Source organism: Cupriavidus sp. FW306-01-F10A (assembly GCF_058782785.1).
In genome coordinates, this window is the sequence record NZ_JBYSYA010000019.1 from 103,336 (window position 1) to 116,079 (window position 12,744).

Annotated in this window: 12 protein-coding genes; 10 read left to right on the forward strand and 2 right to left on the reverse strand. The window is 66.0% G+C overall.

Annotated elements, in window-relative coordinates; translation table 11 throughout:
- Window positions 1-217: 217 nt before the first annotated feature.
- Together AC3WLF_RS23760 and AC3WLF_RS23765 are read left to right on the forward strand one after the other, a co-directional pair.
- Window positions 218-421 (forward strand): cold-shock protein, encoded by a 204-nt coding sequence (locus AC3WLF_RS23760; RefSeq protein ID WP_010812734.1) that lies wholly within the window; start codon window positions 218-220, stop codon window positions 419-421.
- Window positions 422-598: 177 nt separating this feature from the next.
- A complete protein-coding gene (locus tag AC3WLF_RS23765; protein ID WP_492317321.1) occupies window positions 599-1,039 on the forward strand; it encodes a hypothetical protein in 441 nt (146 codons plus the stop codon).
- A gap of 96 nt (window positions 1,040-1,135) precedes the next feature.
- Here AC3WLF_RS23765 and AC3WLF_RS23770 read toward each other — a convergent pair whose 3' ends face one another.
- On the reverse strand, window positions 1,136-1,474 hold the full coding sequence (locus tag AC3WLF_RS23770) for a penicillin-binding protein (protein ID WP_492317320.1): 339 nt from the start codon (window positions 1,472-1,474) through the stop codon (window positions 1,136-1,138).
- 167 nt (window positions 1,475-1,641) lie between these two features.
- Window positions 1,642-2,589: a pseudouridine-5'-phosphate glycosidase gene (locus tag AC3WLF_RS23775; RefSeq protein WP_492317319.1), complete on the reverse strand. Its 948-nt coding sequence runs from the start codon at window positions 2,587-2,589 to the stop codon at window positions 1,642-1,644.
- 255 nt (window positions 2,590-2,844) lie between these two features.
- Here AC3WLF_RS23775 and AC3WLF_RS23780 point away from each other — a divergent pair, with 255 nt between their 5' ends.
- The 8 genes from AC3WLF_RS23780 to AC3WLF_RS23815 all read left to right on the forward strand — a co-directional run.
- The gene (locus AC3WLF_RS23780; RefSeq protein WP_492317437.1) at window positions 2,845-3,612 is read left to right on the forward strand and encodes a ParA family protein; all 768 of its coding nucleotides are present in this window, start codon (window positions 2,845-2,847) and stop codon (window positions 3,610-3,612) included.
- A 212-nt stretch (window positions 3,613-3,824) separates the two neighbouring features.
- The gene (locus tag AC3WLF_RS23785; RefSeq protein ID WP_492358912.1) at window positions 3,825-5,813 is read left to right on the forward strand and encodes a thioredoxin domain-containing protein; all 1,989 of its coding nucleotides are present in this window, start codon (window positions 3,825-3,827) and stop codon (window positions 5,811-5,813) included.
- Between the two features lie 847 nt (window positions 5,814-6,660).
- The gene (locus tag AC3WLF_RS23790) at window positions 6,661-7,524 is read left to right on the forward strand and encodes a branched-chain amino acid ABC transporter permease (RefSeq protein WP_492317317.1); all 864 of its coding nucleotides are present in this window, start codon (window positions 6,661-6,663) and stop codon (window positions 7,522-7,524) included.
- A gap of 13 nt (window positions 7,525-7,537) precedes the next feature.
- Entirely contained in the window at window positions 7,538-8,569 is a 1,032-nt protein-coding gene (locus AC3WLF_RS23795; protein ID WP_492356035.1) for a branched-chain amino acid ABC transporter permease, read from the forward strand.
- Entirely contained in the window at window positions 8,562-9,326 is a 765-nt protein-coding gene (locus AC3WLF_RS23800; protein ID WP_492317315.1) for an ABC transporter ATP-binding protein, read from the forward strand. The genes AC3WLF_RS23795 and AC3WLF_RS23800 overlap by 8 nt, the downstream gene beginning before the upstream one ends.
- A complete protein-coding gene (locus AC3WLF_RS23805) occupies window positions 9,313-10,020 on the forward strand; it encodes an ABC transporter ATP-binding protein (protein ID WP_492358913.1) in 708 nt (235 codons plus the stop codon). Before AC3WLF_RS23800 ends, AC3WLF_RS23805 begins: the two co-directional genes overlap by 14 nt.
- A gap of 114 nt (window positions 10,021-10,134) precedes the next feature.
- A complete protein-coding gene (locus AC3WLF_RS23810) occupies window positions 10,135-11,307 on the forward strand; it encodes an ABC transporter substrate-binding protein (RefSeq protein ID WP_035824303.1) in 1,173 nt (390 codons plus the stop codon).
- A 100-nt stretch (window positions 11,308-11,407) separates the two neighbouring features.
- On the forward strand, window positions 11,408-12,744 hold a 1,337-nt coding region (locus AC3WLF_RS23815; RefSeq protein WP_492358914.1), incomplete at its 3' end, for a hypothetical protein.

Consider the following 12,744-nt stretch of genomic DNA (forward strand, 5'->3'; position numbering starts at 1 on the left):
GGTCGGAAATTTGCGCACTCAGCCCATACCGCGACTCGCCCGCCTCATCATCTGCGCTCCGACCCAGAGGTTAACCCGCAGATGCTGCCCGCCCTCCTCTTCGGTATGCTAGGGTTTCGGCGCGCCGTACCGCGTTCAACCATATTTTGGCGACGCGGCGATTCCGGGGCGGGGTTTCTCAACACGCAACCTGTGTGCACCAAATTTCGAGGACGAGATGGCGACTGGCATCGTGAAATGGTTTAACAGTGAAAAGGGCTATGGGTTCATCACGCCGGATGATGGCGGCAAGGACTTGTTTGCGCATCACAGCGAAATCCAGGGCACCGGGTTCAAATCGCTGGAGGAAGGTGCGAGAGTGGAATTTGAAGTGACGCAAGGTCAGAAAGGCCCACAAGCGTCAAAGATTCGCCCGCTATAGTCGCCCTGCGCCGCATGACGGCCTGAATTGAAAAAGCCCTCCACGAATTGTGAAGGGCTTTTCTGTTTTCCGGCTCGTGGCGGCTCCATCCCGGGGGTCGCTGTTTCCTGCGCCACGGACCGCTCCGTGTAAACTCCCCCATCGGCGGATCGCCAACCATCCCCCTTGAGGAAAAACATGACTCGACAACCACTTCGTGCGCTGTGCCTGACCCTGCTGCTGACCGCTGCCACCACACCGGCGCTGGCCGATGACCTGAAGAACGCCGTTGGCGGCGGCTTGGGCGGCGCCGCGGGCGCGGCCGTCGGTGGCGCACTGGGCGGCAGCACAGGTGCCGTGGTCGGCGGCGCGGTGGGCGGCGGCGCGGGCGGCGCGGTGACTGCCAACAAGAAGGAACGAACCGGCGCCATCGTGGGTGGCGCGCTGGGCGGTGGTGCCGGCGCGGCGGCAGGCAATGCCGTGGGCGGCCGAACCGGCGGCATCGTCGGTGCCGCGGCCGGTGGTGCAGCGGGCTCGGCGCTGGGCGGCAATGTGTCGCGCAACAACTATGCCGATGACCACAAGAACGGCAATCGCGGCAAGCACAAGGGCCACAAGAAGCATCGCCACCACGACTGAGCGCGGCGACGCGCGATGGCGCCCGTCATTTGGGCGTCCATCCCGTCGCGCCCTTGACGGCATCGCACGGCGGATTCTGGACGCCTCTGACGCCCTTCAGCGGCCCATGCGGCGGTTGTAGCTGCGCGAAATGCGCGCCATCAACGCCGGATCGTGTGCAGCCATGCCGTCGAATTCCACGCGCACGTGGCCGTCTGCCTGCTGGTGAACCCCGGCCATCACCGTCCTGGTATCCAGGCTGCCGACAACCACGCCATTGACCGGGTCCTCGACGCTGATCGCCAGGCCCTGGTCACGCATGGCCCCGGCAGCCGCCGTGAAGGTGCGATCGAAGCTGGCCGGCCCCATGACGGTAAAGGCGCCTGTTCCGGCCGGTTCCAATGTACATGCCGAAAGCGCCAGCATGGCGCCGCTGACTATTAGTGAGAGTCGCATGATGATGACTCCTGCCGTCAGCCCCGGATCGAAAGTGTACGCGCTGCGACTTCAGGCGAGTCTTCCACTCGCTGATCGCTAAGACACAAGATTAGGCGACATTGGCGCACAGACACAGCTTGCCAGGTGCGCGCCCGCACCCTGCGGATGCCGGCCTGCTCACCTGGCTAGGCTGCGTCCGCCCCGCGCCCCGCGCGTGCCAATGCCAGCGCCAGCCTTGCCCCTACCTCGGCATTGTGTTTCACGAGTGCGATGTTTGCCGCCAGGCTGCGTCCGCTCGTCAGCGCCTTGATGCGAGCCAGCAGGAAAGGCGTCACGGCCTTGCCGGTGATTCCCTGCGCCCTGGCCTCGGCAAGCGCCTGCTGGGTCAGCGCGTCGATCTCCCCGGACGCCATCGCTGCCGCTTGCGGCACCGGTGTGCTCAACACCACGCCGCCCGCCAGGCCCAGGTCCCACTTGGTGCGGATGAAGCGTGCCTGCTCCGCCGCGTCGTCCAGCCTGAAGTCAGCACGAAAGCCGCTGTCGCGCGTGTAGAACGCAGCAACATTGTCTTGCTCGCAACTGAGCACCGGCACGCCGTGTGTTTCCAGGTATTCCAGCGTGAGTCCGATGTCCAGGATGGACTTCGCCCCGGCACAGACCACCGCCACCGAGGTCCTGGCCAGTTCCTGCAGGTCGGCCGAGATGTCGAAGGTCTCCTGCGCACCGCGGTGCACGCCGCCAATCCCGCCGGTGACGAAGACCTCGATGCCCGCCAGCGCGGCACATATCATCGTGCCGGCCACGGTCGTGGCGCCGAGCCCGCCGCCGGCCAGCACGGCTGGCAGGTCGCGGCGGCTCACCTTGTGCACCCGCTCCGAGCGCCCGAGCAGCTCCAGCTCGTCGTTCGAAAGCCCGATGCGGATTCGCCCGCCAATCAGCGCGATCGTCGCGGGCTCGGCGCCCAGGTCGCGGATCAGGGCCTCCACTTCGCGCGCCGTGCGAACGTTCTCCGGGTAGGGCATGCCGTGGGCGATGATGGTGGATTCGAGCGCCACGAGCGGGCGGCCGGCAGCCTGTGCAGCGGCCACGGGCGCACTGAAGGTCAACCAGGAGCGGGCAAGGTCGGCAACCATGTCGATGCTTTCGGTGGCGTGAGCCGCATGGTGTGCAGCTCACGGCTGGTCCACGAGGTGCCCAAGCGCGGGACCACCTCAACGCGCCAATGGTACAGCGAGCAGGAATCGGACGGCTGACTCTGGCACCCGCCTGCCCGCAGGCGCCACCTCATCGCGGCCCCGGAATCGTTGTCATAGCCAGGCGGGGTGCTGCCGAGAACCTCACGCTAAGGTATGCTGCCGCCTTCGGATCGATTCTCTCCAGAGGGGCATATGCGGCGCGTCGTGTTCAATCAGAAGGGTGGGGTCGGAAAATCGACCATTGTATGCAATCTCGCGGCGATCAGCGCCAGCGAGGGCTTGCGCACCCTGGTCATTGACCTGGATGCACAAGGCAACTCCACCCAGTACCTGCTTGGCGCGCAAGCCGCGGAGGCAAGTCCGACCGCGGCGAATTTTTTCGAGACCTCCCTGACCTACAACTTCAGGCCGGTGGAATTTACGTCCTTTATCCACCCGACGCCGTTCGAGAACCTCGATGTGATGCCCGCGCATCCTGACCTGGATTCCCTCCACGGCAAGCTCGAATCGCGCTACAAGATCTACAAGCTACGCGACGCCCTGCTCGAGCTGGAGGCAGTCTATGACGCCATTTACATCGACACGCCACCGGCCCTGAATTTCTATACCCGCTCGGCACTGATCGCCGTGGAGCGCTGCCTGATCCCGTTCGATTGCGATGACTTCTCGCGCCGTGCCCTCTACACGCTGCTCGATAACGTGAAGGAAATCCAGCAGGACCACAACGACGGGCTGCAGGTCGAGGGGATCGTGATCAACCAGTTCCAGCCGCGAGCGAGCTTGCCGCAGAAACTGGTCGACGAACTGGTAAGCGAGGGCCTGCCAGTACTTGAATCGCGGCTGTCTGCATCGGTGAAGATCCGCGAATCGCACCAGCATGCCACCCCCATGATCCATCTGGATCCGCGCCACAAGCTGGCGCAGGAATACGTGGCGTTGCACCGCGAGCTGGCTGGCTGAAGAGTCGCCAAGACGCGCTGAAATCGGTTTCCCCACGCAATGGCACTGCCGGCGTGAGCCAGCGACATGCGCGCCCAGGCTATGCGGACATTGAACGACGGAATGCCTGATCCGGCACTCCCGGGCGCCGGCGTGGCAGTGGCGCGCTGATCGCTTGCCGGGGGCCTTGTTCTGCGCCACAGTTGTCCTACCGCACCAGGCTGGAGACTGTGATGGGAAACCGGCTCGCCTCAGAAACGTCACCCTACCTCCGACAACACGCAGAGAATCCGGTCGACTGGTATCCCTGGTGCGAAGAGGCCTTTCTCCGCGCCCGCGACGACGACAAACCGGTTCTGCTTTCCGTCGGCTACGCCGCATGCCATTGGTGCCATGTCATGGCGCACGAATCGTTCGAGAATCCCCGGATCGCCGGCCTGATTAACGAGCGCTTCATCAGCATCAAGGTCGATCGGCAGGAGCGTCCCGACCTCGACGACATTTACCAGAAGGTCCCGCAGATGATGGGACAGGGCGGCGGCTGGCCGCTCACGGTGTTCCTGACGCCGCAAGCAGAACCATTCTTCGGTGGCACCTACTTTCCGCCGGATGATCGCTACGGTCGCCCAGGGTTCGAGCGTGTGCTGCTGAGCCTGAGCGAAGCCTGGAGGCATCGCCGCCAGGAGCTGAGCAAAACTGTCGAGCAGTTTCGGCAGGGGTTCCGACAGCTAGACGAAGCGGACCCGGGCCGTGCCGCCACCGAGGTCGAGGACCTGCCCGCGCAAGCAGCCCGCGCCATGGCACGGAATACGGACCCGACCCATGGCGGGTTGGGCGGAGCGCCGAAGTTTCCCAACGCAAGCGCCTACGACCTCGTGTTGCGCATCCATCAACGTACCGGTGAACCCACCTTGCTTGAAGCGCTGGAGCGCACGCTCGACGGCATGGCGGCCGGTGGCATCCATGACCAGCTCGGCGGTGGGTTCGCCCGCTACAGCGTCGACGAACGCTGGGCGGTGCCCCACTTCGAAAAGATGCTTTACGACAACGGCCAGCTCGTCGCGCTGTACGCCAACGCCTACAGGCTGAGCGGCAAGCAAGCCTGGCGCCGTGTATTCGAGGGAACCATCGCGTACATCCTGCGCGACATGACGCACCCCGATGGCAGCTTCTATGCCGGCGAAGATGCCGACAGCGAAGGCGAGGAAGGCCGCTTCTATGTCTGGACACCGGCCGAGGTGAAGGCGGTGCTGGGCGAATCCGAGGGCGCCCTCGCGTGTCGCGCCTACGGCGTGACCGACAGCGGGAACTTTGAAGCCGGCAGATCGGTGCTCCACCGGGCGGTCACGCTGACTCCCCAGGAGGAGGCGCGACTCGAACGCTGGCGCGAGCGGCTATTTGCAGCACGTGCCCAACGCGTGCGCCCCAGCCGCGACGACAACATCCTCGCCGGCTGGAACGGTCTGATGATCCAGGGACTTTGTGCGGCTTACCAGGCGACCGGCAACGGAGCACACCTCGCCGCCGCAAGGCGTGCCGCCAGCTTTATCCAGGACCAACTCACCATGCCGGACGGCGGCTTGTACCGGTCCTGGAAGGACGGCACAGCCAGGGTGCCGGGGTTCCTTGAAGACTATGCCTTCCTGGCCAACGCTCTGCTTGACCTCTACGAGTCCTGCTTCGACAAGCGATACCTCGATCGCGCGGTCGAACTCGTGGCGCTTATCCTCGACAAGTTCTGGGACGACGGACTGTACTTTACGCCCCATGATGGCGAGCCATTGGTGCACAGGCCCCGGGCGCCGTACGACAGCGCCTGGCCGTCCGGCATGTCAGCCAGCGTCTTTGCCTGCTTGCGCTTGCATGAACTGACCGGCCAGGATCGCTACCACGAGCTTGCCGAGCACGAATTCCAGCACTACCGGACTGCCGCCACCGCGGCCCCGGCCGGCTTCGTGCACCTCCTGGCCGCCAGGGATTTCGCACAGCGCGGCCCGTTCGGGATCATTCTTGCCGGCGATAAGGCGGCTGCCGCCGCGCTTGTCGAGAGCGTTCACCGCACGTACCTCCCGGCACGCGTCCTCGCATTTGCCGAAGACGTTCCAGTCGGCCAGGGGCGGCACCCGGTCAACGGCCTGCCGGCGGCCTACGTGTGCCGGCATCGCACCTGTGCTGCACCGGTAACCAGCGGCCAGGCGCTCCTTGAGCGCTGCGTGGGGTAACTGTCGCGATGCTGCAGAGAGCGGCCGCCAGCAGCGTCCCGTCAAGACTCGGAATTTAGGAAGCACGACATTGCTGCAGCGGGCACCCAGCGTAGTGGCCGATCGAAAACATCGTTCGCCACCAGCGGCGAAGGGTGGCCTCTTTACAGAACTGTCCTTCCTCTTGATTTTTAGGATTTTCTACACCAGCGCCCACGCGATAAAGGAAGCCGACCAGGCAACCGCCACGGCAGACGGAAGCCTGCGCGATGCTCTCAAAAAGAACGCAGGACGTGCTGGGCACGCAATCCGCAGTCGCATCAATGAAGTCAGCAACCAAGGAATGGCGGGCTGCTCTCCATGCAGGGAACGCATAGGGGTCATCGGCCTTGTCGATGGATGGCGGGGCAAGCCTCCGGGCTTACCCGGAGACGCGCCAACTGCTATTTCGCGGTGCGGAATACTCCGCCGCTTTCCTTGACGATGCCGCGACGCCTATGCAAAAGTCAGTGAAAACGAACGATCGTGCGGGAATACTCCCGACACCTCGTCACCGGGTCGCAACGCCGCCGTCCACGCCGACGCGGCCAAGTGCCCCGGCTTGCCGGGCGGCCAGCGTGCCGCATCGCACAGGAGACAACCATGCAGTACCTGCAACACGCATCTGCACACCCGCACCGTGACCGCCACGGCGCGCCCTGGGCCAGGCCATCCCGCCCGCGCATCACCGCGCGCGAGCCGGCGCTGCCGCCCGCCTGAGTTCCACCCCCGACTTCCTGACCGTGGCCGCGCCTGGCGCCGCCGCGACGGAACACGCACGGCCTTTGCCGCTGCGTGCCTGGTTTCCCGAACCGCACGAGGTACCCCTGTGGCATTGTTCCTTCAACAGTTCCTGAACGGCCTGACGCTGGGAGGCGTCTACAGCCTGGTGGCACTTGGCCTGACGCTGGTCTATGGCATCCTGCACGTGCCCAACTTCGCGCATGGCGCCTTCTACATGGCTGGCGCCTATGTGTCGTACTTCCTGATGACATCGCTGGGCGTGAACTACTGGCTGGCGATGCTGGGCGCGGCGCTGGTGGTGGCCGTATTGTCGATGGCTGCCGACCGGCTGGTGTTCCACCCGCTGCGCAACTCGCCCGAGCTGCACGACATGATCGCCGCGATCGGCATCCTGCTGTTCCTGGAAGCCGGCGCGCAGGCGCTGTGGGGCGCGGACTTCCACCGCATGCCCACGCCCTATGGCCAGATCGTCGACGTGTTCGGGCTGACCGCACCGCTGCAGCGCCTGCTGATCATCGGCGCCGCCTTTGCGCTGATGGTGATGCTGCACCTGTTCCTGACGCGCACCATGACCGGCGCCACCATCATGGCCATGGCGCAGAACCGCGAAGGCGCCGCGCTGGTCGGCATCGACGCCACCCGCGTGACCCTGCTGGTGTTTGCCATCTCCGGCGCGCTGGCCGCAATCGCGGCCACGCTCTACGCCCCGATCAACCTGGTCTACCCCAGCATGGGCAACCTGGTGATCACCAAGGCCTTCGTCATCATCATCCTGGGCGGCATGGGCAGCATCCCCGGCGCCATCGTCGGCGGGCTGATCATCGGCATGGCCGAGAGCTTCGGCGGCTTCTACGTTTCCACCGACTACAAGGACATCATCGCCTTCGTGCTGCTGGTGGTGATCCTGTCGATCCGGCCGCAGGGCCTGTTTGCCGGCAAGACGGCCTGAGGAGCACAACACAATGAAAGCACTGCAAGGAAAAACCGGCTGGACGCTGCTGCTGGCGCTGGCCATCGCCTTCCCGCTGATCACGCCCAACAGCTACTACCTGACCGTGATGACGCTGGCCTTCATCTATGCCATCGCCACGCTCGGGCTGAACCTGATCACCGGCTACACCGGCCAGCTCAACCTGGCCCATGGCGGCTTCATGGCTATCGGCGCCTATACGCTGGGCATCCTGACGGTGGACCACCAGGTGCCGTTCTGGCTGGCCTTCGTGCTGGCCGGCGTGATCTGCATGGTGCTGGGCTATGTGATCGGCGTGGTGTCGCTGCGCCTGAAGGGCCATTACTTCTCGATCTTCACCATGTGCGTGGGCTACATCATCTACCTGCTGATCGAGAAGTGGGAAAGCCTGACACATGGCACGGTGGGCCTGATCGGCATCCCGGTGCCGGCGGCGATCGGGCCGCTCAGCTTTGACAGCGTGCAGGCGCAGTACTACCTGGTGCTGTTCTTCCTGGCGGCCGGCACCTTCCTGATGCACCGCATCGTCACCTCGCTGCTGGGCCGCAGTTTCATGGCGGTGCGCAACAGCGACGCCCTGGCCGAGGCGCTGGGCATCAACCTGATGCGCACCAAGGTGCTGTCGTTCGTGCTGTCGGTGGGCTACGCCGGCTTTGCCGGTGCGCTGTACGCCGGGCAGGTGCGCTTCCTGGGACCGGACATCGCGCGCACCGACCTGACCTTCGACATGGTGATGTCGATGCTGGTGGGCGGCATCGGCACCATCTTCGGGCCGCTGCTGGGCGCGGTGCTGGTGCCGTGGATCACGCAGTCGCTGCAGTTCATGCAGGACTACCGCATGCTGGTGTTCGGCCCGGTGCTGATCCTGCTGATCATCTTCGTGCCGGACGGCATCGTGGGTTCCTGGCTGAAGAAGCAGGCACGCAAGGCCGCGGCCGAACGGCGCGGCAAGCTGGCGGCGCAGCCCCCTGCACAACCCGCCACCGCTGTCCCGACCACCCGCGCCGGAGCCGACCATGCTTGAGATCCGCAACCTGACCAAGAAATTCGGCGGCCTGACCGCGGTGCACGATGTCTCGGTGACCCTCGAACAAGGCCATATCAACGCCATCATCGGCCCCAACGGCGCCGGCAAGACCACCTTCTTCAACCTGGTGGCTGGCACGCATGCGCCCAGCTCCGGCCAGATCCTGTTCAAGGGCCAGGACGTGGCCGGCCTGCGCGCCGACCAGATCGCGCGCCTGGGCGTGGCCCGCACCTTCCAGGCAACGGCGCTGTTCGACCGCGCCACGGTGCTCGACAACCTGATCGTCGGCCACCGCCTGCGCATCCACTCGGGCCTGCGCGACGTGCTGTTCAACACGCGCCGCCTGCGTGAAGAAGAGCGCCTGTGCCGCGACAAGGCCGAAGCCGCGCTGGACTTCGTCGGCCTGTCGCACCTGGCGCACGAGGTCGCCGCCGATATCACGCAAGAGGCGCGCAAGCGCGTGGCCTTTGCGCTGGCGCTGGCGACCGACCCGGAACTGCTGCTGCTCGACGAACCTGCCGGCGGCGTGAACCCGGAAGAGACCGTGGGCCTGGCCGAGCTGATCCGCAAGATGGTGCGCCATGGCAAGACCGTCTGCCTGATCGAACACAAGATGGACATGATCATGCGCCTGGCAGACAAGATCATGGTGCTGAACTACGGCGAGAAGATTGCCGAAGGCACGCCCGCGCAGATCCAGCAGGATCCGCATGTCATCGAGGCCTACCTGGGAGCCGACCATGTTGCAGCTTGAACGCGTCTCGCTGTCGTACGGCAGCTTCCGCGCCCTCGACAACATCACCCTGCACGCCGGCGCCGGCGAACTGGTGGTGCTGCTGGGCGCCAACGGTGCCGGCAAGAGCTCGATCTTCCTGGCGATGAGCGCGATCCACCGCATCAGCGGCGGCAGCATGCGCTTCGACGGGCGCGAGCTGTCGGGCATGAAGCCATCGCAGATCGTGCAGGCCGGGCTGGTGCATTGCCCGGAGGGCCGCAAGCTGTTCCCGGCGATGAGCGTGGAGAAGAACCTGGTGCTCGGTGCGTATGTGCATCGGCGCGACGGCGCGGGCATCCGCAAGACGCTGGAAGAGGCCTATGAACTGTTCCCGATCCTGCGGCAGAAGAAGGACGACCCGGCCGGCTCGCTGTCCGGCGGGCAGCAGCAGATGGTGGCGCTGGGCCGCGCCCTGATGAGCCGCCCGCGCGCGCTGTTGCTGGACGAGCCGTCGCTGGGGCTGGCGCCGCTGGTGGTCAAGCAGATGTTCGAGATCATCCAGCGCATCAACCGCGCCGGCACCACCGTGCTGCTGGCCGAGCAGAACGCCTACGCGGCGCTGGGGATCGCCCACCGCGCCTATGTGATCGAGAGCGGGCGCATCGTCATGGAAGGGGACCGGGATACGTTGCTGAAGGATGAGGGGATTCGGAAGGCGTATATCGGGGGGTAGCACCGGAATCACCGACTGTGTGCCCCCTCTCCCGCTTGCGGGAGAGGGGAGCAAGCCGAGCGGTCGTCAACGGATAGCAGACATAACAAGCGCAGTACTTTCAGGAGACAACACATGCAACACAACATCATGCGCCGTATCTTCCCGCTGGCCGCCACTGCAATGGCCGCCATGCTCGCCTCTGGCACCGCGCTGGCACAGGAAGTGGTCAAGATCGGCTATACCGGCCCGCTGTCCGGCGGTGCCGCGCTGTATGGCAAGAACGTGCTGTCGGGCGTGCAGATGGCGGTGGACGAGATCAATGCGTCCGGCCTGGAAGTCAAGGGCAAGAAGGTCAAGCTGGAGGTGGTGGCGCTGGATGACAAGTACTCGCCCGCCGAGGCCGCCATCAACGGCCGCCGCCTGGTGCAGCAGCACAAGACCCCGGCGGTGTTCGTCCCGCATTCGGGCGGCATCTTCGCCCTGCAGGCCTTCAATGAGCAGGAGAAGTTCCTGGTGATGGCCTACTCCAGCGTGCCGCGCATCACCGACGCCGGCAACAAGCTGACCATCCGCATCCCGCCCGCGTACACCGGCTATATCGAGCCCTTCGTCAAGGCGCAGATGAAGCGCTACGGCAAGAACGTGGCGCTGGCCCCGGCCGACCACGACTACGCCAAGGCCTGGGTGCAGGCCTTCGTGCCGGCGTGGGAATCGGCCGGCGGCAAGGTGGTGGCCAACAACCCGATGTCATACACCAAGGCCACCGACTTCTACAGCGGCGTGTCGCGCGCGATGAGCGAGAAGCCGGACGTGATGTTCGTCGGCGGCCCGTCGGAGCCGACCGCACTGGTGGTCAAGCAGGCGCGCGAGCTGGGCTTCAAGGGCGGCTTTATCGTGATGGACCAGGCCAAGATGGATGAAATGGCCAAGGTCACCAACGGCCTGGGCATGCTGGAGGGCTCCATCGGCGTGCTGCCGCTGGTCAACGACAGCCGCCCCGCCGCGCAGAACTTCAACGCCAAGTACAAGAAGCTGCATGACGGGCGCGATGCCACCACCGAGATGTCGCTGAACTACACCATGGTGTACGCGCTGGCCGGTGCGATGAAGCTGGCCGGCACCACCAGCGACGCGGCCGCGATCCGGGCGAAAATGCCCGATGCGGTCAAGGGCCTGGCCAAGGAGGTCAACCCCAACGAAGTCGACGGCATCGACGCCAAGGGCGGGTCGATGGCCGACACCATCGTCGGCTGGGTGCAGAACGGCAAGATCTCGCAGGTCCGGTTGTCGGAACTGGCGAAGTAAGCCAGGCCGCGGCGCCGCGCGCGGCACCGCGCAAGAACAAACCCCGGCAGGCCGCGAGGCCTGCCGGGGTTTTTGCCTTCCGCGCTCCGTCAAGCGGGCCGTGCTACTGCCGGCGATCGCCGTCGCGCCCGTTGCGCGCCTCCATCTGGCCGCGCTCTTGCTGGGCGCGCTGTTGCTGTTGCTGTTGCTGCTGCTGTTGCTGCTGGCGCTGCTGCTCCATCTGCTGCCGCTGGCGCTCCTGCATCTGCCGTTGCTGGTCCTGCTGGTGCCGCTGCTGCTCCTGCATCGCACGCTGCTGCTCCTGCGCGGCACGTTGCTGCTCCTGCATGTGACGCTGCTGCTGTTCCGCCTGCTGGCGCTGCATGGCCTGCTGCCGTTGCTGCTCCTGCACCTGGCGTTGCTGCTCCTGCATCTGCCGCTGCTGTGCCATCTGCTGGCGCTGGGCCGCCTCGGCCTGCCGCTGCTGCGCCTCCTGCATTTGCCGCTGCTGCTCGAAACGCTGGCGCTGCATCTCCTGGCCCTGCCGCTGCTGCTCGGCCATCTGGCGCTGGCGCTCCACCTGCTGGCGCTGCTGGTCGGCGGCCTGGCGTTGCTGGGCTTCGGACTGGCGCTGCTGCTCCATCTGCTGGCGCTGGATGTCCTGCGCCTGGCGTTGCCGCGATTCCTGCATCTGCCGTTGCTGCTGGGCTTCGGACTGGCGCTGCTGCTCCATCTGCTGGCGCTGGGCGTCTTGCGCCTGGCGCTGCCGCGACTCCTGCATCTGACGTTGCTGCTGGCCTTCCTGCATCTGGCGCTGTTGCTGGGCTTCCTGCATCTGCCGTTGCTGCTCGAAGCGCTGCCGCTGCATTTCCTGCGATTGCCGCGCCGGATCGGGACGGTCCTGTCCATCCGCCCACTGGCGCTGCTGCATGCGCTGCTGATCCTGCTGGCGTTGCTGGTCGCGGGCCTGGTCCTGCCACTGCCGTTGCTGGGCGTCGCGTTGCCGCGCCTCCTCCTGCTGTTGCCGCTGCAGATCAGGCCCCTGCCGCTGCTGCTCGCGCAGCGCGCGCTGCTGTTCCCGCTGCTGTTCCATCTGCTGGCGCTGCAAAGCCTGCTGCTGTTCGCGCTGCATGCCCTGCGCCTGCCGTTGCGGGTCGGCCGGTCCGCCCGGCTGGCCAGGCTGGCCAACAAAGCCGCGGGCTTCGTCGGGCCGGCTGCTCTGGCCGCGGCCGTTGCCGCGCCAGGGTTCGCCCGGGGCGTTCGAATAGTTGCGATCGCCGCGATCGCCACGCGCGGGACCATCGGCATCGCCGCGGCCGGCGCGCGGCTGCGGAGATGCCTGGTCGCGCGCGGCGATGGCTGCCTGGCTCATGCGCACATCGGGCGCGCGCTGCACCTCGCGCCCGGGCCGCCGTTCATTGCCGCCACGCCAGGCCGGGCCGGCGCCGGGCACCACCC

Excerpts from the sequence above, each read along its gene's own strand:
- AC3WLF_RS23805 (WP_492358913.1), top strand. The coding sequence starts at position 9,313 with ATGTTGCAGCTTGAACGCGTCTCGCTGTCGTACGGCAGCTTCCGCGCC.
- AC3WLF_RS23800 (WP_492317315.1), top strand. The coding sequence starts at position 8,562 with ATGCTTGAGATCCGCAACCTGACCAAGAAATTCGGCGGCCTGACCGCG.
- AC3WLF_RS23770 (WP_492317320.1), bottom strand. The coding sequence starts at position 1,474 with ATGCGACTCTCACTAATAGTCAGCGGCGCCATGCTGGCGCTTTCGGCA.
- AC3WLF_RS23760 (WP_010812734.1), top strand. The coding sequence starts at position 218 with ATGGCGACTGGCATCGTGAAATGGTTTAACAGTGAAAAGGGCTATGGG.
- AC3WLF_RS23785 (WP_492358912.1), top strand. The coding sequence starts at position 3,825 with ATGGGAAACCGGCTCGCCTCAGAAACGTCACCCTACCTCCGACAACAC.
- AC3WLF_RS23795 (WP_492356035.1), top strand. The coding sequence starts at position 7,538 with ATGAAAGCACTGCAAGGAAAAACCGGCTGGACGCTGCTGCTGGCGCTG.
- AC3WLF_RS23775 (WP_492317319.1), bottom strand. The coding sequence starts at position 2,589 with ATGGTTGCCGACCTTGCCCGCTCCTGGTTGACCTTCAGTGCGCCCGTG.
- AC3WLF_RS23780 (WP_492317437.1), top strand. The coding sequence starts at position 2,845 with ATGCGGCGCGTCGTGTTCAATCAGAAGGGTGGGGTCGGAAAATCGACC.
- AC3WLF_RS23810 (WP_035824303.1), top strand. The coding sequence starts at position 10,135 with ATGCAACACAACATCATGCGCCGTATCTTCCCGCTGGCCGCCACTGCA.
- AC3WLF_RS23765 (WP_492317321.1), top strand. The coding sequence starts at position 599 with ATGACTCGACAACCACTTCGTGCGCTGTGCCTGACCCTGCTGCTGACC.